The 22988-nt window shown below is 67.7% G+C and carries 18 protein-coding genes and 1 tRNA gene; 11 read left to right on the top strand and 8 right to left on the bottom strand.

All coding sequences use genetic code 11. The features are described from left to right. Positions 1-31: 31 nt before the first annotated feature. The 3 genes from D0D28_RS01215 to D0D28_RS01205 form a co-directional block, all read right to left on the bottom strand. Complete coding sequence (locus D0D28_RS01215) at positions 32-1390, bottom strand: sensor histidine kinase (protein WP_116109490.1); 1359 nt, start codon at positions 1388-1390, stop codon at positions 32-34. A 62-nt stretch (positions 1391-1452) separates the two neighbouring features. Further along, positions 1453-2145 (bottom strand): response regulator transcription factor, encoded by a 693-nt coding sequence (locus D0D28_RS01210; RefSeq protein ID WP_094004502.1) that lies wholly within the window; start codon positions 2143-2145, stop codon positions 1453-1455. A 41-nt stretch (positions 2146-2186) separates the two neighbouring features. Further along, positions 2187-2840, bottom strand: coding sequence for a response regulator (locus D0D28_RS01205; RefSeq protein WP_094004501.1), 654 nt, complete (start codon positions 2838-2840; stop codon positions 2187-2189). Positions 2841-3105: 265 nt separating this feature from the next. Between D0D28_RS01205 and D0D28_RS01200 the strand changes: the two genes are divergently transcribed. Then, a tRNA-Arg gene (locus D0D28_RS01200) sits at positions 3106-3178 on the top strand. A 177-nt stretch (positions 3179-3355) separates the two neighbouring features. On the opposite strand, the gene D0D28_RS01195 is transcribed toward D0D28_RS01200, so the two are convergent. Continuing rightward, positions 3356-4249 carry an IS982 family transposase gene (locus D0D28_RS01195; RefSeq protein WP_116109393.1) on the bottom strand — a complete coding sequence of 298 codons (894 nt, stop codon included), beginning with the start codon at positions 4247-4249 and terminating at the stop codon, positions 3356-3358. Positions 4250-5543: 1294 nt separating this feature from the next. On the opposite strand from D0D28_RS01195, the gene D0D28_RS01190 reads away from it, so the two are divergent. From D0D28_RS01190 to D0D28_RS01155, 8 genes are all read left to right on the top strand, one after another. Then, complete coding sequence (locus tag D0D28_RS01190; protein ID WP_116109391.1) at positions 5544-7115, top strand: nuclease-related domain-containing DEAD/DEAH box helicase; 1572 nt, start codon at positions 5544-5546, stop codon at positions 7113-7115. Beyond that, positions 7112-10282, top strand: a complete 3171-nt coding sequence (locus tag D0D28_RS01185; protein ID WP_116109389.1) for a helicase-related protein — start codon at positions 7112-7114, stop codon at positions 10280-10282. The genes D0D28_RS01190 and D0D28_RS01185 overlap by 4 nt, the downstream gene beginning before the upstream one ends. Continuing rightward, positions 10279-12060 (top strand): DrmB family protein, encoded by a 1782-nt coding sequence (drmB, locus tag D0D28_RS01180; RefSeq protein WP_116109386.1) that lies wholly within the window; start codon positions 10279-10281, stop codon positions 12058-12060. The genes D0D28_RS01185 and drmB overlap by 4 nt, the downstream gene beginning before the upstream one ends. After that, positions 12057-15209, top strand: a complete 3153-nt coding sequence (locus D0D28_RS01175) for a sigma-70 family RNA polymerase sigma factor (protein ID WP_162830956.1) — start codon at positions 12057-12059, stop codon at positions 15207-15209. The genes drmB and D0D28_RS01175 overlap by 4 nt, the downstream gene beginning before the upstream one ends. A gap of 44 nt (positions 15210-15253) precedes the next feature. Then, positions 15254-16951, top strand: coding sequence for an AIPR family protein (locus D0D28_RS01170; protein ID WP_205413160.1), 1698 nt, complete (start codon positions 15254-15256; stop codon positions 16949-16951). A gap of 144 nt (positions 16952-17095) precedes the next feature. Then, positions 17096-18964 carry a DNA cytosine methyltransferase gene (locus D0D28_RS01165; protein ID WP_205413159.1) on the top strand — a complete coding sequence of 623 codons (1869 nt, stop codon included), beginning with the start codon at positions 17096-17098 and terminating at the stop codon, positions 18962-18964. Between the two features lie 202 nt (positions 18965-19166). After that, complete coding sequence (locus D0D28_RS01160) at positions 19167-19601, top strand: very short patch repair endonuclease (RefSeq protein WP_116109381.1); 435 nt, start codon at positions 19167-19169, stop codon at positions 19599-19601. A gap of 284 nt (positions 19602-19885) precedes the next feature. After that, positions 19886-20134 carry a hypothetical protein gene (locus tag D0D28_RS01155; protein ID WP_162830955.1) on the top strand — a complete coding sequence of 83 codons (249 nt, stop codon included), beginning with the start codon at positions 19886-19888 and terminating at the stop codon, positions 20132-20134. 1 nt (position 20135) lies between these two features. Here D0D28_RS01155 and D0D28_RS37245 read toward each other — a convergent pair whose 3' ends face one another. Continuing rightward, positions 20136-20270, bottom strand: coding sequence for a hypothetical protein (locus tag D0D28_RS37245; protein WP_275895878.1), 135 nt, complete (start codon positions 20268-20270; stop codon positions 20136-20138). 339 nt (positions 20271-20609) lie between these two features. Beyond that, positions 20610-20753 carry a hypothetical protein gene (locus D0D28_RS35450; RefSeq protein ID WP_162830954.1) on the bottom strand — a complete coding sequence of 48 codons (144 nt, stop codon included), beginning with the start codon at positions 20751-20753 and terminating at the stop codon, positions 20610-20612. Between the two features lie 198 nt (positions 20754-20951). Between D0D28_RS35450 and D0D28_RS37550 the strand changes: the two genes are divergently transcribed. Continuing rightward, positions 20952-21104, top strand: a complete 153-nt coding sequence (locus tag D0D28_RS37550) for a LuxR C-terminal-related transcriptional regulator (RefSeq protein WP_116109375.1) — start codon at positions 20952-20954, stop codon at positions 21102-21104. On the opposite strand, the gene D0D28_RS01145 is transcribed toward D0D28_RS37550, so the two are convergent. Then, positions 21092-21292: a hypothetical protein gene (locus D0D28_RS01145; protein WP_094004480.1), complete on the bottom strand. Its 201-nt coding sequence runs from the start codon at positions 21290-21292 to the stop codon at positions 21092-21094. The two genes, D0D28_RS37550 and D0D28_RS01145, sit on opposite strands and share 13 nt — an antisense overlap. A gap of 55 nt (positions 21293-21347) precedes the next feature. Then, complete coding sequence (locus D0D28_RS01140) at positions 21348-22433, bottom strand: calcium:proton antiporter (RefSeq protein ID WP_116109372.1); 1086 nt, start codon at positions 22431-22433, stop codon at positions 21348-21350. A gap of 129 nt (positions 22434-22562) precedes the next feature. On the opposite strand from D0D28_RS01140, the gene D0D28_RS01135 reads away from it, so the two are divergent. Then, the gene (locus D0D28_RS01135) at positions 22563-22946 is read left to right on the top strand and encodes a hypothetical protein (RefSeq protein WP_116109369.1); all 384 of its coding nucleotides are present in this window, start codon (positions 22563-22565) and stop codon (positions 22944-22946) included. The last annotated feature ends 42 nt before the right edge of the window (positions 22947-22988 follow it).

The raw sequence follows: 22988 nt of genomic DNA, 5'->3' as shown, positions 1-22988 counted from the left end.
TCCTACACGAATCAACAAGCGCAGGATGTGGTCAGCCGGGCGAACCGGGCAGACGCAGGTTCAGCAGAGCACCACCCTCCGGGGCGCGGCCGGCGTACGCGACGCCACCGTGGCGCTCGGCGGCCTGCTTGACGATCGCCAGCCCCAAACCGGATCCGGGCAGGGTGCGGGCCTCGGACGAGCGGTAGAAGCGGTCGAACACGCGCGGCAGGTCCTCGTCGGCGATGCCCGGACCGGAGTCGGCGACCTCGATGACCGCGGTGCCGTCGCCCAGCGGGTACATCCGGACCCGCACGCGGGACTCGGGCGGGGAGAACTTGACCGCGTTGTCCAGCAGGTTCAGCACCGCGCGTTCGAGGGCGCCGGCGTCGCCGGTGACGACCCACGGCTGGAGCGCGACGTCGAACTCGATCTCGCCGGCGCGGCGGCGGGCGCGGTCCAGGGCGCGTTCGACGACCTCGACCAGCTCGACGCGCTCGAACGCGGTACGCGGCTCGTCCTGCCGGGCCAGCTCGACGAGGTCGCCGATGAGCTGGGTCAGCTCGTCCAGCTGGGCCTTGATGTCGGTCTCGATCTCCGCGCGGTCCTTCTCCGACAGCGACGGCGCGCCCGAGCGGCTGGCGGACAGCAGCAGCTCGAGGTTCGTGCGCAGGGACGTGAGCGGGGTGCGCAGCTCGTGACCGGCGTCGGCGACGAGCTGTCTCTGCCGGTCCTGCGACTCGGCGACGGCGCCGAGCATCGTGTTGAAGCTGTGCGTCAGCCGGGCCAGCTCGTCGTCGCCGCTGATCGGGATCGGGCGCAGGTCACCGGTCCGGGCGATGTGCTCGGTCGCCGAGGTCAGCCGTTCGACTGGTCTGAGCCCGGTGCGGGCCACGGCCGTCCCGGCGAGCGCGGCGACCACGATCCCGCCACCGCCGATCAGCGCGAGGACCACCGCCAGCTCGCGCAGGGTCTGTTTGGTCGCGTCGAGTGGTTGCGACAGCACCAGCGCCACGCCCGGCTGGTAGCGGTAGGGCACGGCGAGCACGCGCGAGTCGGTGTTCTGGTCGGTGCGGATCGACGAGGTCTTCTGGCCGCTGGCCACCTCGCGCTCGTCGAGCCCGATCGGCGGCCGCATCGACGGCGCCGACTCGAACGCGGACGTGCCGTCGGCGACGATCAGGTCGAAGCGCACGTCGACCAGGCGGGTGATGTAGGTGGGGATGCGCAGGCCGCCGGTCTGCACGACCTGCGGATCGTTGATGACGCTGTTCGCCTGCTGGATCAGCTCGTCGTCGACCTGCTGGTACAGGTTGTTGTAGACGGTGATGTAGGCGCCCAGCGAAACCAGCGCCAGCACCCCCGCGACGCACGCCGCGGCCAGCAGGGTGACACGCGCCCGCAGCGACATCCGCCGGGGAGCTGAACCGTTGTCCACGCGGATCACGGGCACCGGTTCGGTCACGGCTTGGCTCACGGCGGGGTTTCCCGCAGCACGTACCCGACGCCGCGGACGGTGTGGATCAGGCGCGGCTCACCGCCGGCCTCGGTCTTGCGGCGCAGGTAACCGACGTAGACCTCCAGCGCGTTGCCCGAGGTCGGGAAGTCGTAGCCCCACACCTCCTCGAGGATGCGGCCGCGCGTGAGGACGTGCTTCGGGTACGACATGAACAGCTCGAGCAGCGCGAACTCGGTGCGGGTGAGGCTGATGTCGCGGTCGCCGCGGCGGACCTCGCGGGTGCCCGGGTCGAGCGTCAGGTCGGCGAAGGTGAGCTTCTCGGCGTCCGGGGGCGTCTGGGCCTCGCGGGAGGCGCGGCGCAGGAGCGCGCGGAGGCGGGCGAGGAGCTCCTCCAGCGCGAAGGGCTTCGGGAGGTAGTCGTCGGCGCCGGCGTCGAGACCGGAGACGCGGTCGGACACCGTGTCGCGGGCGGTCAGCACGAGGATCGGCAGGTCGTCACCGGTGCTGCGCAGGCGCCGGGCCACCTCCAGCCCGTCCAGCCGGGGCATCATGACGTCGAGGATCATGGCGTCCGGCCGGTCGGCGATCACGCGCTCCAGAGCCTGGGCGCCGTCGCCCGCCAGCTCCACCTGGTAGCCGTTGAACTCCAGCGACCGCCGGAGCGACTCCCGGACCGCCCGATCGTCGTCGACAACGAGAATGCGCATGTAGACAGTGTTGCGGACGGTGCTGAGACCCGCCTAAGAAGTCACTGGTCCAGCAGCCCGCCGCGGTAGGCGAGCAGGGCGGCCTGGACCCGGTTCGCGGCGCCGATCTTCGACAGGACCGCCGAGACGTAGCCCTTGACGGTGGCCTCGGACAGGTGGAGTTTGCCGCCGATCTCGGCATTGGACAGGCCCTGCCCGATCAGGGCGACGACTTCGCGCTCCCGCTCGGAAAGTGAGGCGAGTAACTTGCGCGCCGGCTGAGCGGCGCGTTGTCCTTCGCGGTGGGCGCGCACCATGCGCGCGGCGACACCGGGGTCGAGGACGGCGCCGCCTCTCGCGAGGTCGCGGACGGCGCGGAGGAGTGCCGCGGGCTCGATGTCCTTGAGGAGGAAGCCGTTCGCGCCGAGCCGGAGGGCCAGGCTGACGTACTCGTCCATGTCGAAGGTGGTCAGCATGGCCGCGGCGGGCGGGTTGGGCAGCTCGAGGATCGCGCGGAGCGCGCGGATGCCATCGTCGGGGGCCCGCATCTTGATGTCGAGCAGGACGACGTCCGGGTGGAGGCGCCGTGCCGTCTCGACCGCCGAGCGCCCGTCGTTCGCTTCACCGACCACCTCGATGTCCGGCGCGCCGGCCATCATGCCGCGGAGACTGGCCCGCACGAGATCCTCGTCGTCGGCGAACATGAGCTTGATCAACTAAGCCCTCCGAACGGTCGGTGGAGCGGGGTGTCCGCGTCCCGATCACGGAAGGTTACCCAGTGGTAGCGCGGACGTCGATACGCTGATCACCCGGGGTGGTTGCGCCTTTCGTAGGTGGTTTGGGGCGGCCGGGTTGCGCCCCCGGCAGCACCATGGCGCGGCTGACCGCACTCGACCGAGGCGGCGATCGGCCAGCCGCGCTCGACCGAGGCGGAGGTCACGCACATAGGGGCGCCCCGGACCCGCTACGCTGAGGCGGCCAGCCCTCGTAGCTCAGGGGATAGAGCACCGCTCTCCTAAAGCGGGTGTCGCAGGTTCGAATCCTGCCGGGGGCACAAAGCCCCTGGTAGAGCCATTGACCAGGGGCTTTGTGCTGCGCGTCCCCATGCTCAACCCTCGTTTTGGGCCTTTCGACGGCGGGCCGAGCCGCCAGCGGGGGCGAGCCTCAACTCACGCGCCCCCGGGACGCGAATCGCCGTGTGCTTGGGCTAGACGAGTAATGCGTAACTGTGTCAGTGGTCGTAGGCGGTGAGGGATCGGGTGACGGGTTGGCCGGTGGCGCGGTTGTGCCAGATGGCCGCGGTCAGGGCCAGGAGACGTTGGGCGATGCGGATGCCGACGCCCTCGATGGTGCGCCCACCGTGCCGTTCCAGGTCCAACTGGCCTTTGAGCGTGTCGTTGACCGACTCGATGAGCTGGCGGATGGACTTGAGTAGCGGCTCACCGGGGTGCGGGATTCGGTTGCGGTAGGACAGTCGGATCAGCCGGACGCCGCGCTCGGCGAGGTAGTGGTCGAGTTCTCGGGAGACGTAGCCCTTGTCGGCGATGATCAGCAGTCCGGGGCGTTCGGCGAGCAGGTGGGGTTCGTGGTCGCAGATGGCCATGAGTACCTGCCGCTCGTCGATCTTCGGATCGGCCAACGCCCAGGCGATGGGCAGTCCGGCCGGGGTGCAGACCAGGTGCAGGCGCAAGCCCCAGAACCAGCGCGAGTGCGAGCGGCAGTAGCCGTACTTGGCCCAGCCGGCCAGTTCCGAGCGCTTCACGGTGGGCAGGGAGCGTCCGCATTCGACCGGAGTGGAGTCGACGATCCAGGTGTTGTCGGTCCACAGGTCGGTGTCCGTCGCCAACCAGCGCATCACCTGCTTGACCAGTGGTAACGCAGCGCGCAGACGACGGTTGTAGCCGGACTGGCCGGGCAGGCTCCGGAAGGCACCAGGCATCCGGGTAGGCAGGAACCGCAGCCACCGGGCCTCCGAGGTGAACCCCAGCAGCGCCTGAGCCACGGCCAGGGTGACCAATTCCGCGTCGGTGAGCTTCGCAGGTCTGCCCATCCGACGCCTATCAGCGAGGCGGTCGTCGATCTTGACGTACAGTGCGGTCAGAAGGGTGTTCAAATCGGTCGTCACAAACTGATCTTGAACACCCTTCGTCCGTCTTCGCTACCACCCCGACTTACGCATTACTCGTCTAGCAGCCGGCGCGGATCTCCGAGCGGTGCTGGCCCAGGCGATTGAGCAGCCCCACAAGACGCTTGACCTGGAGCCTGGAAACTGGCGTCCAGCACCATGCCCACGCTCCGCGAATCCAACCGCGTAGTTGATGTGCTGCGCCCGGGCGATAGCGTGGCCGTGCTGCCCGACGCCGTTCTCACCGACGAGCGGACAGACGGACTGGATTTCGCCCCGCGGACGAAGTACCAGCATCGGTTGACGGAAGGCGGCGGGTACGACGAGCCCCATCGGGCCTTGCTGCGAGAACTGCAGAACCAGCAAGGAAAGCACCGAAACCAGCCCGGAGGGTTCTGGTTCGCAGAAAGCCGCTCAGGACGCCCTGGTTCGCAATACCCAACTTCAATGCACCCTGGGCCTTCCTCGCAACTGCCGACGCACACAACACGACGCGCATCGGTATGACCGGCTGGGTCATGAGTCCTCAATCAGATCCGACAAGCTCTGCGCCATCCTCCGCCGCGGCCGGCAGTGGGAGCGAACGGAGGCATGCGCGCCAATCTTCCCGAGCCAAGCGGCACGATGAACAGGTCACTGATGCTATGACTGGATTCTGAGCCAATCAGTCATTGGCCCGGAACTCCCTCACCACGAGGTCATGGCGTACGCGTGTTCAAAGTTTCCTTACTTGTTCGAGGCGGCCCCTGCGGGGCCGCTCATTCGGCCCTCATCTCGTCGAACCGCCGGACGCGGGCGTGCGGCTGACGCCGGTCCCCCGTGGCGGTTCGACGAAGGCCAGGCGGCCCCACAGCCACCGCAAGAAGAAGAACAAGATGCCCTCGCCGGGCAGGCAGGCTCCGCTGGGGAACGCAGACCAGGTTGCGTTGGCAGGATGGGCTCTCGGTGGTCATCCCGTCGCCTGATCCGATGGCTATCGACTCGTCCCGGGCGGAAAGGTTGGCGACTTCGGCCGGCGGATGAGCCCCGAGGTTGCAGCCAGCCCCCACACGTCGTGATCCGAGACCACGAAAGGCGGGGCCGCAGGTTTCCGAAGTGTTTCGATCGCCCGCAGGACTCGGCAGTACACGTGATCAAAACTTGACCCTGTGTCATGTAACCATGTCGCCCGAGCCAACGATGGATCGTTCGCGCACAGCTGCTCTGGTGATCCAAGGGGGACTCCGCTGAACTTCTCGAACAAGCTTTCGACCACCTCACCCACTCGGAGCAACGCAGGCAGGTCACCGTGCGCATGATCCCAGATTCGGTGCATCCCGGTGCCAGTCGGGCAGAACAGGACATTTTCTCGGAGCTGGCCGCACTCGAAGTCGCCGGGTGGGAATACGCCATGCACAGCACCAACCTGCCCGAACACGACCGCAAGAGGGTCTGCGAGATCGATTTCCTCTTGCTGGGCGAACGCGGCTTGCTGGTGCTGGAGGTCAAAGGAGGCGAGATATTCCTGAAGAAGGACGTTTGGCACACGCGTGACCTCAAGGGCAAGCGGCACCGGCTCAAGGAAAGCCCGCTCGACCAGGCTCGGACGAGCATGTTCGCCTTGACGAACGTCCTCCGCCGCACCACCGCCGATCCGGAGTTGGTCGAGCGCACGGTGTTCGGGTATGGCGTCGTTTTCCCGGACAGCGAGTTCGATGCGGTCAGCGTGGAGTGGACCCCCGAAATGGTGATCAACTCCATCCGCTTGGACTCCGAGGGGTGGGCGGACTGCCTCGATCGGCTGGGCGCGTTCTGGGAGGGCAAGCCTGGCGGCCGGGGTTCTCTGTCCGCCGATGAGGTCGAGCGCTACCTCAACGTCCTCCGCCCCGACTTCGATCGCGTGCTGTCCCTACGCCGTCTCGACGACATGGTGGAGAAAGAACTCGTCGCCCTCACGAAGGGCCAGTACAAGGCACTCGACCAACACCGCAGGAATCCGCGCTTGGTGTTCGAAGGCGGTGCCGGGACGGGCAAGACCATGCTGGCGGTCGAGATGTGCCGACGTGCCCGGGGTTCCGGTGAACGCATCCTGCTGACCTGCCGCAGCCACGTCCTTGCGGCCTTCATCCGATCGCAGCAGGACCTGGAAGGCATCACCGTGGTCCCGTTCGACGAGGTGCCCGCTTTCGACGCGACCACCTTCGACGTCGTTGTGGTGGACGAGGCGCAGGACGTCATCAACGGGCACGACCTCGACGTGCTGGACACCCTGCTGGTAGGCGGGTTGGCCGATGGCCGCTGGGCCTTCTTCCTGGACTCCAACAACCAACGAGGGCTGGTCGGACGCTACGAGGACGATGCGAAGGTCAGGCTGGACTCGCACCGTCCCACTTTCGTCGACCTGATGGACAACTGCCGGAACACCATCGAGATCGTTCGAGCCACCCAGGAGCGAACCGGGGCCGACTTGGGAGTGACCACGGCCGGTCACGGCCGGGAGGTCGTGGTGGTCGAGGAGAACCGCGAGAAGACAATCAGCACGGTGGCAGCGGCCTTGGTCGAACTGGAAGAACACGGCGTGCCACTCGAACAGGTCGTGCTGCTCTCACCGCACGATCTGGCCGCCTCGATCTTCGTCGAACTACCCGTCGAGTGGCTCGAGCGTGTCGACGTGCTGGACCTGATGCGCATGCGCCGACCCGGCCGTGGACGCGTCGGGTTCGCGCAGGTCGCCGACTTCAAGGGACTGGAGAGCCGGTACGTCTTCCTGGAGGTGGACGAGGCGGCGGACGAACAGGCAGCGCGCGCCCAGCTGTACGTGGGCATGACCCGCGCCAAGGCCGCGCTGTGGGTGGTCAAGCCGGAGGCATTGGGGGTGGAGGGGTGACGGAGGCGCAGGCCACGGGGTTCCCGGACCGGGACCGAGTGCTCGACTACCTGCACGACCAGCTGGTCGGTCCGGTCGACGGTGACGACGAGGTCCTGTACGAGAAGGCTCCGCAGCACCGGTACCTGACCGCGGTGCTGTACCCGATGTCGCTCGTCCCGCCCCCAGCCGACGCGAGCGCCCCCAACGATGATGCAGAGGAAGTCGACGACCGCGCGGGCGCACTACCCGATGACGACGACGAGGACCCCATCACGCTGGCGGGACAAAGCCGGCCGAGTTCGGCAGGCATCAGCTTCATGACCACAGAGCGGTCCGCGATCGTGGTGGAGGTGCGAGCAGCGCGGTACCGGGCCACCTCAGCCGACGAGTGGCGACGCGAACCGCTCGAACTCAGGGGAGAACAGGCGCTTCGGATCGACCCCCCACCCTCCGGGACGAGCCGGGGGAAGAAGCTCTGGAACGAGGCGGCCAGCGTCGAGGTCACCTGGCGCCCGCACACCGACGGGGTGATCGTCACCGTCGTCTTGGTCAACCGCAAGGTGCAGGAGGAGCGCCGAGCGGTGAACCCGGAGGACTGCCTCTTCCAGGTCGACCTGCGCTGCTCGGTCGCGGAGGGCGCTCTCATCCGCTATCCGGCGCAGGCGCGGGCACACAGTGACGAAGAGGCGGAAGAACTCGAACTTCAGTACCGCGACGTGCCGGTGTACGCCGTCGGTCACGGAACGGCAGCCCGCTGGGACACCACCGGCGACCGGCCCTCCTGGGTCGGCACGTCGTTCCTCCCCGTGCACGTCGTGCCCGACGTCGACTTCGACCTACCCGAAGTGGCCGACGCCATCCGCCTGAACGGCCTCGCCGCGATCGTCACCGACCCCGAGCCCGTGTTCGCGGCCCTGACCGGCTTCGTCGACCGGTACTCGGAATGGATCACGAGAACCTGGGAGGCCGCATCAGCGAGCCTCGACCAGCGGCTCTACCCCGCCGCCCAGCGCTTGCGCGATCGCGCGACACGTGCCAGGGACCGCATGCTCGCCGGTCTCGACTTCCTGCGCGAGGACCAGGACGCGCTCAAGGCTTTCGCGTTGGCGAACCGCGTGATGGCCATGCAGATGGCGCACAGCCAACCGCACCTCGGTGGCTCGCCGCACGCCCCCTCGGAGGCACCGGACCCGGCGGTCGACTACGACACGCTCGACTACACCTGGCGCCCGTTCCAACTCGGCTTCCTGTTGATGACGGTTAAGGGCGTGGTCCAAGAGGTCGAGGACCGGGACTTGGTCGACCTCATCTGGTTCCCCACCGGCGGAGGCAAGACCGAGGCGTACCTGGGGCTCGCCGCGTTCACCATCCTCCACCGGCGGCTGACCGGGGGTGACGCAGGAGCGGGTACGACGGTCATCACCAGGTACACCCTGCGCCTGCTCACCAGCCAGCAGTTCCAGCGCGCCGCAACCATGATCGCCGCCTGCGAACGGGTACGCCAAGACCACCCCGACCACCGGGGGCAGCTCGGCAGCCGTCCCGTGTCGATCGGCCTGTGGGTCGGCGGTGAGAACAGCCCCAACAGCTTCGCGGAGGCCCGCCGGTTGCTCGCGCAGCTACGTGACGGCGCCGCGACCGACCAGGGCTTCCAGATCGAGTCCTGCCCGTGGTGCGGTACCAGAATCGCGCCAGGCAGCGCGGACGACGAGCAGCGATGGGGCATCTCGGCGACCAACAACTCCTTCCGGGTGCGGTGCGTGAACGACAAGTGTCCTTTCCGCACCGAGCTGCCCATGTCGTCCGTGGACGAAGACCTCTACCTGAACCCACCCACCATGCTGGTCGGCACGGTCGACAAGTTCGCCCGCACGGTCTGGAAAGAGGACACCGGCGTGTTCTTCGGCGCGGGTCCCTACCCAGGGCCGTCACTGATCATTCAAGACGAGTTCCACCTCATCTCCGGCCCGCTCGGGACCATCGTTGGCCTCTACGAAGCGGCCTTCGACGTGCTGATGGCGCATCGGGGCGCCAAGCCCAAGATCGTCGCCGCTACGGCCACCATCCGCCGGGCCGACGAACAGACCAGGAGTGTCCTCGGACGGCCTGTTGCGCTGTTCCCGCCAGCGGGCGTCGATGCGGCCGACTCCTACTTCGTGCGCACCGACCGCGAACGACCCGGCCGTGCCTACATGGGGGTCATGCCCCAAGGGCACACACCGCTCACCGCGCTCATCCACGTCACCGCGGCGCAGTTGCAGGCACCGCTCGAAGTCGACCTGACGCCCGCGGCCAAGGACGCATATTCGACGCTCGTCGTCTACCACAACAGCCTGCGCGAGCTGGGCAAGACGATCAACCTTGCCTCCGACGACATCCCGTCGCGGTTGAAGGTGATTGCACAGGCCGAGGACCACGTGCGGCACCTCGACGACGACAATGTGGTCGAGCTGACCAGCAACGTGGCATCAGCACAGATCCCGCAACGCCTGGAGCGGCTCAAGAAACCGCACGACGCTCCAGACGGCGTCGCCTTCCTCGCCAGCACGAACATGATCTCCGTCGGCGTCGATGTCGGACGGCTCGGCGTAATGACCGTCGTCGGCCAGCCGAAGACGACCGCCGAGTACATCCAGGCCACCAGCCGCGTGGGGCGGAGCGCCGACCGCCCTGGCCTCGTGGTGGTGGTCTACTCACCGTCCAAGCCGCGAGACCGGTCGCACTACGAGTCGTTCACCCCCTACCACGCGAGCCTCTACCGCTCGGTTGAGCCGAGTTCGGTGACGCCGTTCTCGGTACCGGCACGCCTGCGCGCCCTCCACGCGGACTTGGTCGTGCTTGTGCGCCACGCGCTCGGTCTGGCGGGTGACCAGGAGGCCGCGTCGTTCGACCCCGACGACGAGCGGTTCGCCGTGCTCGTCAAGAGGTTCCTCGGCCGAGTCGAACGAGCCGACGCGACTGAGCTGGAGCGGGTCGAGACCCACTTGAACGACCTCATCGAAACATGGGTGAAGCGGGCAGTGGATGCGGAGCCAGCCGGCGGCCTGCGCTACAGCCAGGGCGGGCGCGAGCGTCCCAGGCTGCTCAAGCGTTTCACAGACCGGGGCGACGGCTGGGCCACGCTCGACTCGATGCGCAGCGTCGACGTGGAGGTCCAAGTGGAAGTGAGGGGGGCCAGGAAGTGACGGTCCGCAAGGTTCGGCGTTCGCAAATCATCAGTCCTTTCGGCCCTGGAGCGATCATCGACCTCGTCGGTGAGTCGTTCGTGGTGGAGGACGCCGGGAAGTGGCGCGGCCCGCACGTGCCCATCGACTTCCCACGCTTGGCTTCCTACCTGAAGGTGGACTCGCTCGCGGCGCCCTCACCTCGCTGGCCCATCCCCTACTACCGCTTCCCCCAGTGGCTGTTCTGCCCAAGCTGCCGGCGCATGAGCCGGTGGTCGTACAAAAAAGAGGTCGCCAACACCGCTCCCTCCTGCGAACACTGCCCCAGCCACAAGCAGCTCATCCCGATGCGGTTCGTTGCGGTGTGCGCCAACGGGCACCTGTCGGACGTGGACTGGGTCCGCTGGGCGCACTCCGCGGTTCGCCGCAACCGGAGTCAGAACCAGTGCCAGCGGCCGGACCTGAAGTTCCTGAGCAAGGCCGACGTCGGTGGTGGCCTGAACTCGCTCCTCGTGCGCTGCGGGACGTGCGGTGGTGAGAGGTCCTTGGACGGTCTGACCACCAGGATCGGACTGACGCAGATCGGCAGCAAGTGCTCGGGGAGGCAGCCGTGGCAGGACCAGAGGGATGCTGCGGTGTGCTCCGAGCAGGTGGTGGCGATGCAACGCGGGGCGTCGAGCGTGTACTTCCCCACCGTGGAGAGCGCCATCGACATTCCGCCGGAGTCGGCGTGGAGCACGGTCAGCGACCCACTAGCGACGCTGAAGAGGAGCAGCGAGTTCAAGTTCCTGGTCGGCCAACCCAGCTACAAGTTGGCCAAGCAGATGATCGAAGTCGCTGCCGACGAGTACGGGCTCTCCGTCGCCGAGGTCGAGGCGGCACTGGCCCGTGAGGTGGGTGACCCGCGCGTCCCCATGGACGGTGGTCCGGAGAACATCCGTCCGGACGAGTGGGCGGCCCTGATCAACCCTCAGGAGGACCACGACCACCGGGATCACTTCATCTCGCGCCGAGCCGATCGACCGCTGGGTGACGCCGGAGGGAAGACGAGCGGCTGGCGGGAGCTGATCGCCGACGTCGTGTTGGTGGACCGCCTTCGCGAAGTTCGGGTGCTGACGCACTTCGAGCGCCACACGATGCAGGAGAAGGTGCCCTCGAACCTGAGTTCCGACGGTGACTTCCTGCCGGCGATCGAGGTGTTCGGCGAGGGTTTCTTCCTCAGGTTCGACGAGGAAGCCCTCGTCCGCTGGGAACGATCAGGCCCAGTGGTCGACCGGTGCCGGAAGCTGGTGGAACGGCACGAAAACAAGGGAGCCAAGTGGCTTCCCGAACCGACACCGCGCTACGTGCTCCTGCACACCTTCGCGCACTTGCTCCTGCGCAACACCGCCTTCGAAGCTGGCTACTCGACTTCCGCCTTGCGCGAGCGCCTGTACGTGACGAAGAGCGACAAAGGCCCCGCCATGGCCGGGGTACTGGTCTACACCGCGGCTGGTGACTCGGAGGGCACTCTCGGCGGCCTTGTCAGGATGGGCGAGTTCCCCCGGCTGGGCCGGCTCCTCGACATGTCGATCACCTCGGCCCGGTGGTGCTCGTTCGACCCCGTGTGCGCGGACCACCCCGGCCAGGGGCCGGACGGGTTGTCCCTGGCGGCGTGCCACGCGTGCTCGTTGACTCCAGAGACGAGCTGCGAGGTGATGAACAGGCTGCTGGACCGGCGTCTGCTGCTCGACCCGGAGTTCGGTTTCTTCAAGGACCTGGCGGCGATGGTCGACAGTGTCCCGGGGAGCGCGCTGTGAGCGCCGCGTTACGCGCCCTGGTTCACGAGGCACCTTGTCACACCGTGGTGGCCGCCGCGCCCGCGGTCGATCAAGCGAGCCAAGCGGTCGCCGCCTACCGCCGCTTGCGGGCGCGCGGCAAGGAACTTCACGTCATCACCCGGTCCAGCGTGCTGGCACGCCGCATCCGCGCGATGATGCCGTTCGAGAGCCGTGGTGACGCGGTCATGACCTACCACTCCTACTTCGCCAACGTGTGGCGCACCGTGCTGCGAGTCAGGCCACCGGAAACGGACGATTACGACGTCGACTTCTGGGAGTTCAAGCGGCACCTCCGGGCCCGCTACGTCCGGCCGCTGGACCGACGGCATGTCATCGTCGTCCAAGGGCAGCAGCTGCCATCCGACTTCTACACGGTGCTCCGGCTGCTGAACATCGAAGCGACGGTGTACGTCGATCCCGTGCAGACGGTCGGCGACTCCGGTACGCCCCTGGACGACCTCACCGCCCTCCTCGGCTCCGGCGCAGCCACGACTTCGCACGACGTCGACGGCGGCACCGCGCAGATCGCCCAGTTGCTCGAGCACCTCGGCGATGGATCCTTCCTCGCAGACGTCTCCCGTCGTGAAGGTCCGCGGCCAGCGCTTGTCGACCACGAGGACGTCGACGAGGAAATTCGGTTCGTCGTGGAGCAGGCGACGGCGCACCGCGACCTGCGGATCGGCGTGCTCCTGCCGACCAGGGAAATGGTCCACGTCTTCAAGGACAGGATCGGCGACCTGTTCGACGGTACGACGCAGTGGCACTTGTCCGGTGCCAACGTCCCACAACACGCCATGGTTACCGCATCCGATCCGGGAGTCAAGGTGCTGACCTGGGTCAGCGCGGTCGGGATGCGGTTCGACCACGTCGTGCTGGCGGGACTCGACCAAGTGGAGGACCGCTTCCGGTTCGAGAACGCGTTGCGGGTGCTCGGCCCGACGACGCGCTCGGAGTTGTTTCTCTCCTACTCCGGTATGGGACGACCCACTGCATTGAGCGGGCTCCCGTTCGCCTTGGTGGACGACCGCACGCGCAAGACAGCCGGCGACGAGTGGGTGGAGGTGGTGTCCACCACGCTCCCCGCTCCTCCTCCTGCCGCACCCGAACAGTTGCCACCGCCCGGCCGATCAACCGTCGACAGTGCCCGTGCCGTGCTCGCCGTTACGATGCGGAGCAAAGACCGCGCCAAACGCCTACTGACAGCCCAGGAGGAGGTCGGGTTGGCGCAGCTGATGCGGCTCCCCGGTGGAGACCTCGCGGAGGAACTTCCCAGAGGTTTTCGCTCGACGCTGCGCAGCGACGACGAGCGGGCGAAGGCGTTCGACGCCATGGTGCTGCACAACACCGGCCTCGTGGGGTCCTGCATCACGAAGTACCTCGGTGCCGGTCTCGACCACGAGGACCTGTACCAACACGGGGTTTTGGGTCTGATGCGAGCGATCGAGAAGTGGGACGGTTCCCGAGGGCTGAAGTTTTCCACCTACGCGATGCACTGGATCAACCAGCACATGGGCCGGGCGGTTCCCGACGAGGGCACGACGGTCCGGCTGCCGATCCACAAGTACGAGGAAATCCGCAAGGTTCGCAGCGTCCGGAACAGGCTGCTGTTCGAGCAGGAAGACGCTCCAATCGCGGAGATCGCCAGACGCACCGGGTTTTCCTGGGAGAAGGTGGTGGACTGCTTGCGATTGTCCAAGGGTGTGATCAGCCTGGACACACCCCTGGGCGTGGGCGAGAGCTCGTTCGCGGAGCTGATCCCCGCTCCGCTCGAACACCACTCGAACCCCGACTACGTGCTGGACCACGAACTCGGTGCCCAACTCGTGCGAGAAGCCTTGTCACTGTTGAAGGAACGTGAAGCCGAAGTGCTCAGGCTGCGGTTCGGCTTCGACGGTGGTGACGACCTCACCTTGGAGAAGATCGGTGAGCGCTTTTCGGTCACCCGCGAACGGGTGCGGCAAATCGAGAGCAAGGCGAAGGGCAACCTGCGCGACAAGCTCGCGATCGTGGGGCTGGTCGCCGGCGGTGCGGATCCCGTTCCCACTCCCCCACCCAAACGTCCGACCCGTCGGCCGAACGTCGTGCGCAGACCGATCGACGACAGACGCCCGGCCGGCACGGAGATCGCCACGGGATCGGGTCTCGTTGAGCGGCTCGGCGCCGCAGGCGGAAACAGCGCCGTCGGGCACCTGCTGATCGCCTTGGTGGACCGCGCTCTGGAATCCGGTGCCCGCCACATCCGCATCAGGAGCGCTGGCTCCGGCACGAGTTCCAGGCTTGCGCTCGTCCACGACGGTGAAGCCTTCGCCGGATACACGTTGCGCTCGACGCTCGCCGAGGAACACGAGGTTTCGCGCGGATCGGTGGCCCTCGGTGTCGCCGCTTCCCTGTACGACGAGGTCACCACTTGGGAGTCGCACGCGTCCCCGGCCTGCCTGGTGCTCACCTCCGCAGTGGACACCGACACGTGGTGGTTGCATCGCACTTTCCGGAGGCTCCCTGCAGGACTGCTGGCCGAGCGTGAGGTGAACCACTGGTCGGTGGTTCTGCTCCGCGTCCCACGTCCGCAAGTCGCACGAGCACACCTCGGCACGATCCTCGACCAGTGCCTCCGAGACCTGGGCGTGGTGTTCGGAGAGTTGTTGGAGCGCAGGGTCGACATCGACGTCAACGGATGCGCGGTGACTTCCAAAGACCCGTTCCTGTGGAGCAACCCTGCCGGTCAACACCTCGGGGAGGAGCAGGTGACCGGCGCGGGTTTCTCGGTCGTCGCCAGTCCTCGTGTCCTCCCCCACCCGGACCTACTGCGCGCGGGCGACGTGGACTCGGTCGGCGACCCGGTCGACTGGCGGGCCTCCCAGGGTTTCTACGTGCGATGCGACGGCCGATATCTCTCGCGCGGTGGCTGGCTCGGGCTCGACGGCCTGGACATGGCGGAGAGCGCCGCACTGGCCCGGGTACTCGTCGAGGTCCCGCTCACGCAGCGATCCGCTTGGGGCGAAGACCGCCCCGGAGCCGCGGTCGTGCCTCCGGAACCGCTGCGGCCGAGGCTGGCCGCTCTCGCGCGAATAGCGCGCGGCAAGTCAGAACTCGTGATTGAACGACACCGAACCAGGGGGACGACGTGACGGACAGCGAACTCGCTGCCTTCGCAGCAGAGCTGCGGCGCAGGGTGGAGGATCGGGTCCAGGCCGAGCCCGAGCTGATGGCACGGGACGCTTTCGTGACCTTGGTCGGCGAGCACCTGATCGACGACGGGGCGCTGGACGACCTGAACACCTGCTACCTGTTCGTGCCCTGGCAGAGCCGTCGGGTCGAGGTCGCCGGGTACGACATCACGGGAGACGGCTCGATCCTGCACCTCGTCACGGCCGATTACGGCTTGAACGCCGAGCCCCTCAAGCGCGAGCGGCTCACCCAGCTGGTGCGTCGCGTAGGCGCGTTCGCGGAGTTCTGCCGCAGCGGACTGCACGAGCAGCTCGAGCGGTCGAGCCCGGCTTACGACATGGTCGAGCACATCCACAGTGCGTGGCCCCAGTTCCAGATGATCAAGATTTTCGTCTTCACCGACGGGAAGACGGGGTTGCGTCGAGCGGAAGAGGTCACCGTCGCTGGTCTCCCGACCCGGGTGAACGTGTGGGACGTCAACCGCCTCCACAAGCTGATCAGTTCGAGCGCCGACCAAGAGGACATCCTCATCGACGTCGTGAAGATGGGGTACGAGGTGCAATGCCTGGAGTCACCTGAGCAGGCCGACGGGTACCGCTGCCTGATGGCGATGCTGCCGGGGAAGCTACTCGCCGATTTGTACGACGAGTACCACAGCCGCCTGCTCCAGCGCAACGTGCGCGCCTACCTGCAGGCCAGGGGAAAGGTCAACAAGGGAATCGCGGAGACGATCAAGGAGCAGCCCGGTCGATTCCTGGCCTACAACAACGGTGTCTCCGCCACCGCTCGTGCAGCAGGCCTCGAACGGACGCCGAGCGGTCTGGTGCTGCGGACCCTGACCGAGCTGCAGATCGTCAACGGTGGGCAGACCACCGCGTCGCTGCACCACGCTGCGCGCAAGGGGATCGATCTGGCCCAGGTCGTCGTGCCCGCGAAGATCACCTTGATCCCCGACGACCGGCTGGACAGCATGGTCCCGGAGATCTCCCGCTACGCGAACTCGCAGAACGCCGTCACCCCAGCCGACTTCGAGGGCAACAGCCGCTTCCACGTCGGGTTGGAGCGGTGGTCCCGCACCACCTGGGTGACCCCTCTCGGTGTCGACGTCGAGCAGACCCGCTGGTACTACGAGCGCGTGCGTGGGCAGTACGACGTCGAGAAGAACAGGTTCACGACCGTCGCCGCGCGGCGCAAGTTCGACCGCGAGAATCCCGTGCGACAGCGGTTCGGCAAGACCGACGCCGCGAAGTACGAGTACGCATACTCGCTCCGACCTGAAGTCGTGTGCCAGGGCGCCGAGAAGTGCTTCCGGACGTGGACGTCGGACGAGGGTTTGGCCGAGCGCGAAGCCCCCGACGACGTGTACTTCCGCCACCTGGTCGCCAAAGCGATCGTGTTCCGCCAGGTGAGAGCGATCATCCAGAAGCAGAACTTCGGGGGCTACCTCGGGCAGACAGCTGCGCACACCGTGTCGCTGATCGTGCACACGCTCGGCGGGCTCGACCTGGACCGGCTCTGGCGCGAACAGACGCTGCCAGAAGCGATCGCCACGGCGGTACCCGAGGTTGCCAAGGCTGTGCGCCGAGTGCTCACCTCACCTCCTAGCGGCGGGAACGTCACCGAGTGGGCGAAGAAGACCGCGTGCTGGGACCGCGTCCGCGCGGTGGGCTGGGCTCCTCCTTCCGACGTCCTCGCCTGTTAGGCGACTTCATCTCCGTTTTCATCGTTAGCGCGTCGGGCGGCCGAGCGGACCGGTCCCGGGAAGTGGCATGAAGAAGTTGAGCAGATCCAGATCTACGGCGGTGCAGGTTCTACACGGGTCTCTGTTCGGAGGACGGGAGGCGACGTGGCGGTCTACGCGGTGAAGCTCGAGCGCAGCGATCTCCTGCAGCTGCCGGCGCACCCGGACGCGTGCACCGAGGAAACCTTCGAGCAGTGGTGCGCCGAACGAGTGGCGAAAGGTGCCCGGCTCGCGGTCGACCTGTTCTCCGGCGGCGGTGGTCTGAGCCTGGGTTTGACCGACGCCGGGTGGACCGTCGCGGCCTCGGTCGACCACAACAAGTTCGCGTTGCAGACCCACCGGGCGAATTTTCCCGGCCTCGCGCTCGACATCGACTTGGGCGCCCCGAAGAAGCGAGCCGCGTTGATCAGGATGCTCAAGCGCGTCGACATCGACCTCATCGCCGGCGGGCCACCGTGCCAACCGTTCAGCAGGGCAGGACGCAGCAAGATCCGCAGTCTGGTGGACGCCGGTGTGCGCGACGAGTTCGACGAGCGCAAGGAGCTGTGGCGGGCGTACGTCGATGTCGTGCTCAAGGTGAAGCCTCGTGCGGTGCTGATGGAAAACGTCCCTGACATGGCCTTGGGTGACGACTTCCACGTCGTGCGACGGATCGTGAGGATGCTGGAGGACGTCGGGTACCGGACCAACCTCCGACTGGTCGACGCTCGGCAGTACGGCGTTCCCCAGCACCGCAAGCGCCTGATCCTGCTCGCCCGCCTCGACAGCGACACCTTCACCTGGCCCAGCCCTGGCAAAGAGGTGACCGTGGAGGACGCCATCGCCGACCTACCCGAGCTTGGCCTCACCACCGGTTGCCGAGACCTGCCCTACTCACCCACCGGCGAGGTGTCGGAGTTCGCCAAGGCGATGAGACGCGGCATGGGCGAGCAGAGGGTGTGGGATCACATGACCCGACCGGTTCGCGACGACGACCGTAAGATCTTCGCCTCGATGACGTCCAAGACGCTATACGCGCACATCGACCCGAGCCTGCGCAGGTACACGGCGGAGACGTTCGACGACAAGTACAAGCGGTTGGCCTGGCAGGAGCTGAGCCGCTCCATCACCGCGCACATCGCGAAGGACGGCTACTGGTACATCCACCCGTCCGAGAACCGCACACTCACCGTTCGCGAGGCCGCCCGTATCCAGACGTTCCCGGACGACTTCCGCTTCGCGGGCAGCCGCAGCCACGCGTTCCAGCAGATCGGCAACGCCGTACCGCCGATGCTGGGCAAGGCCGCAGCCACCGCCCTGGTCCCGGTACCGGTCACCGACAAAACCCGGCAGAACCGGTGGCGCGTTCTCGCAAATCACCTGGCCGCTTGGGCCGAGGAGCGACGTGCCGGAAACTATTGGTGCGTGCTTCCCGGAGACCAGCTGACCCCGCCCGTCGCCGCCGTCGCGGCGATGCTGGACCCGTCACCCACCGAACTGGCCGCGTACGCTTCCGGCCTCCGCGAGGTGGCCGCGAGGGGGCGGGTCACCAAGCGAGCGGTGGACCTCATCGAGCGAGCAGTAGTCACGCGCGGAGCTGCTGCAGCGGTCAGGCGTATGCGGCAGTTGCAGAGCGACAGGAAGGTCTGGCTGCACCCCCAAGACATTCCGGAAGCCTTGGGCCTCCCGCCTGGGAAGACTGCACTCCTGAGGCTGCTGGCAGGCGACGACGTCCTGTTGACCAGCCAGCCGGTCATCCGCGTGTCGTCACGCGTGCTCAACACCAGCTCGGAGCGGGCGAACAGCCTCACCGACGGCAGAGTCGACCTCTCCCGCTTGGTAGGAGGTGACTCCAAAGCGCCGCTGCGAATGGCCGCGTTGCGTCTGGTCGGCCAGCTCCACTGCCACAAGCAAGCACCGATGTGCGCGGGGTGTCCATTGGCCCGCCAGTGCGCGACCGCCCGTGACAACGAGTCCTCCAACAGGCTGTTCTGACCCAGAAGTGCAGATAATGCTGACGGCCCGGTCGAGTCCTCACCGCCCGGACCGGGTCGTCAGCAAAAGGAGAAAGAGTTCTCACCTCCGGCACGATCTGTGTCGGTGCCGAGGCGGCAACACATCCAACGAAACGTCCAGGTGTTGAGTTGATTGATCGGCGGAGTACCTGTTTCACGCCCTCGTCGCTAGGGTCGGGGCCATGGACCACACAGCGGCCCCACCAGTGCCGCTCGACGCTGCAACGTCCGCGCGGCTGAGCCGCCAACCGCGCTCAGCCACCAAACCCGAGGTCACGTTACGCCGCGAACTGCACCGCCGCGGCCTCCGGTTCCGGGTAAACCACCCAAGGTTGCCAGGTCGGCCGGACATCGCATTCACCCGAGCGAAGGTCGCCGTCTTCGTCGACGGCTGCTTCTGGCACTGCTGCCCGGATCACGGCACGCTGCCGCGCAACAACCGCGACTGGTGGCGCGTCAAGCTCGGCCAAAACGTCGCCCGCGATCGAGTCAAGGATGCCGCGCTCGTGGAGCTGGGGTGGACCGTCCTGCACGTGTGGGAACACGAGGCGGCCAGCGCAGCTGCCGATCGGGTCGAGGCCGAATGGCTCCGTCGTCTTCCCATGATCAGCGACTGACCAGCGCACGTCGGTCGCCATCGGCCCCGAAAAGCCCCCACCCCGAAGACCATTTCGACGAGCTGTGCTCTGGCTACCAGTGGGTCCGCTTGAAGAACGGTCCGAGATCGATCGACCCGCACGTCTCCATGGACTGCCCGAGCTTGAACGAACGTGCCTCGTATTTTGCCGGTCGTCACCTTGTGCCCATAAGCGCGTGCCTGTCTCCCATTGCGATGTTCGCCCCCTCGCTCGCGTGAGGTGAACACGATGCCGCAGGCTTGCGGTCCATCCTCTGGATGGTCGTGACGCAACAGGAAAACCCGCGCGCCGCGATCGAGCACGGCCTCGCCGCCGAGGACCCGGAACGGGCCAGCGGCTCACTGCCGGCTTGGCCTGGTTGTGGCACCTCAACGGCCGCAGTCACGAGGGCATCAAACTGCTGCGACGGGCCGTCGACCGCGGTCCGGCAGGCACGAAGTTCGCACGCCCGGCTGCTGACCGGGCTCGCCCTCGTCGCCGACACGATGGGGCTCGACTACGACGCCGCCTAGCCTAGGCGGCGCTGGAAATCGTCTCGTACGACGGCTTGGCCACATGTTGCGCGCGCTCGGCGAACTGGTTCGCGACGTCGACACCGCGATGAAGCTCGCCGAGCGGGCGTGGACGAGCGACGACAGGTTCGTCCACGACGGCGTGAACGCATTGCTGGCATCATCGCCCACCTCGCGACGACCACGCTGCCGCTGCCCGAGGGCGTGCGCGTCGCCCGGCCGCTGGAGGACCACCACCGGATCGGTTCCACAACTAGCGTCCTCGCGATGGTCGAGGGGACGGCCGGGAACCTCGACGAGGCCCGGGCGGCGCTCGATCCGATGGTCTGGCTGGCCTACGGCGCCGAGTCGGCGCCGTTCGTGCCGGGGCTCGCGGGCGATCGGGTGTCTCCCGTGGCCAGGCTCGCCGGCCGAGGGGATCGGCCGGTTCCGACTGGAGAGAACCCCGGCGGCGCTGGTCGGGCTCGCCGAAGCCCTATGGCTGACCGGCGAGGTCGAAGAGGCGGTGACAGTGCGCGAGCGCCCCCTCGCCGCCGTCCGGCAGGCGGGCATGCCGAAGGTGATCGCCGACGCGCTGGAACAGTCCACGTTCCTGGTTGATTCCGAGGATCTGCATCACGAGGGCTGGCGATCCGCGCCGAACACGGGCTGGGCTGTGTTGCGCGCGCAGCCTGGACGCGCTTTTCGGCGAGCCCTCGAGCAGGCGCGCGAGTGCGCGAAGCGGGACGTGCGCCTACCGCGCGGCTGTGCTCGCCGCGCGGCTGCCCGGCGAGCGGCCGGGCGAGCCTGACGGCGACCGAGGAGAGCGTGGTGCGCCTTGCGCGCAGGGCTGAACAACCCCGCGAACGCGGCGCGGTTGTTCATGAGCCGCAGCACAGTCAAGACGCACCTGTCGCGCATCTACGCGAAACTCGGGCTCACGAATCGCACCGAGCTGACGGCTGCCAGCGCTGGCACTCAGATCACGTAGAGCCACCACCGCTCGTTCGCGGGGCTCTTCGGGTGGTGTACGCATTCGTAACCCCGCTCCGCGTGCTTCTTGCCGACGGCCGCGCACTTCGCCTTCGTCGGGTACTTGCCCCACGGGTCCTGGGCCGCCGCCGTGCCCGCGGTGCCGAGCAGGACGCCGAGCGAGGTCACCGCGACCGCACTCGCCACTAGAAAACGTTTCACGTTATGTCCGATTACCATGTCAGCTTTCAACCAGACCTGGTCAAGGATTGACGGCCAGGAAGAGGAAACTCGCGAACAGGACGAGGTGGACGCCGCCCTGCAAGGGGGTCGCCCGGCCGGGCACGACCGTCAGCACGCCGGTCACCACGGTGAGCGCGAGCAGCACCAGGTGGGTGCTGCCGAGGCCGAGCACGAGCGGGCCGGGCAGCCAGATCGTCGCCACCGCGATCGCCGGGATGGTGAGCCCGATGCTCGCCATCGCCGAGCCGAGCGCGAGGTTGAGGCTGGTCTGGATCCGGTCGCGCACGGCGGCCCGCAGCGCGGCGAGGGTCTCCGGCAGCAGGACCAGCAGCGCGATCACCACCCCGACCACCGCGTGCGGCAGTCCGGCGTTGTCCACCCCCGCCTCGATCGCCGGGGAGACGACCTTCGCGTCGCCGACCACGGCCACCAGCGCGATCACCAGGAAGACCAGGCTGAACCAGGCAGCGCCGGAACTGGGCGGCTCGGCGTGCTCGTCGGCGCCCTGCTTGACCGGCAGGAAGTAGTCGCGGTGCCGGTAGGTCTGCATCGCCACGAACAGGCCGTACAGCACGAGCGACGCCACGCCCGCGAACGCCAGCTGCGCCGGGGAGAACTCCGGCCCGGGGCGGCTGGTGGTGAAGGCGGGCAGGACCAGGCTCAGCGTGGCCAGCGTCGCGACGGTGGCCAGCGCCGCGCCGGCCCCCTCGGCGTTGAACACCGCGACCCGGTGCCGCAACGCGCCGACCAACAGCGACACGCCGAGGATGCCGTTGCAGGTGATCATCACGGCGGCGAACACCGTGTCCCGCGCGAGGGTGGCGCTCTTCCCGTTGCCGTCAGCCATCAGAGTGACGATCAACGCGACTTCGATCACCGTGACGGCGACGGCCAGCACGAGTGACCCGAACGGTTCACCGATCCGGTGCGCCACGACCTCCGCGTGGTGCACCGCGGCGAGGACGGCCGCCGCCAGGCACAGCGCGACCACGATGACGAGCGGCAACGGGAGTTCCCGGCCCCAGCTCAGCAACAGCGCGACGACCGCCACGAGCGGGCCGAGGACGGTCCAGTCGGTCAGCCGGGATCGGATGCGCGCGCCCACGGGCTCACCCTGCCACAGTGATCCGGCCCCGGCCGGGCTTGCGCGCGCCGCTGGTGTGTGGTGCGCTTTCACCCCTGGGTGGTCGTTTTCGCGCGATTGAGCGAACGAGTGATGAGGAAGGTACGCCCTGTGACGACAGGTGCCCACAGCCTGGGATCCGAAAGCGGGGCGACGACGGTCGCCGAACTGCTCGCGCGCCGCGATCGCCCGGTCCGGCAGCGACAGTCCCGCGCGCCCGAACCCTCCCCGGCCGAGATGACGATGCCGACCATGGTCGCCGCCATCTCCGTCCTCGACTCGAAGTCCCCGCGCCGCCTGGAGCGGCCGCCGGTGGCGAGCACCGCCGGGATGCGCGTGTTCGGGACCGGCTCGTTCGGCTCGGCCGGAACGGTCGGCGCCACCCTGCGCGGCACCGACGGGGGTGGCCGCGCCGGGCGGACGACGGCCCCCGGCCCGATGATCGGTGAGCCGACGCCGGCCGCGCCCGCGACCACCCCGGCCGCCCGGGGCTGACTGTTATACACATCTCCGACCCCACGCACCTCCTGAACAACC

The organism is Amycolatopsis ruanii (genome assembly GCF_003385175.1).
Taxonomy (GTDB): domain Bacteria; phylum Actinomycetota; class Actinomycetes; order Mycobacteriales; family Pseudonocardiaceae; genus Amycolatopsis_E; species Amycolatopsis_E thermalba.
The sequence above is the reverse complement of the archived record's forward strand: the minus strand, read 5'-3'. Positions and strand labels throughout refer to the sequence as shown.

What these genes read in the sequence shown, in the direction of transcription:
- D0D28_RS01215 (WP_116109490.1), bottom strand. Translation starts at nt 1,390, where the DNA reads ATGTCGCTGCGGGCGCGTGTCACCCTGCTGGCCGCGGCGTGCGTCGCG.
- D0D28_RS01210 (WP_094004502.1), bottom strand. Translation starts at nt 2,145, where the DNA reads ATGCGCATTCTCGTTGTCGACGACGATCGGGCGGTCCGGGAGTCGCTC.
- D0D28_RS01190 (WP_116109391.1), top strand. Translation starts at nt 5,544, where the DNA reads ATGATCCCAGATTCGGTGCATCCCGGTGCCAGTCGGGCAGAACAGGAC.
- D0D28_RS01160 (WP_116109381.1), top strand. Translation starts at nt 19,167, where the DNA reads ATGGACCACACAGCGGCCCCACCAGTGCCGCTCGACGCTGCAACGTCC.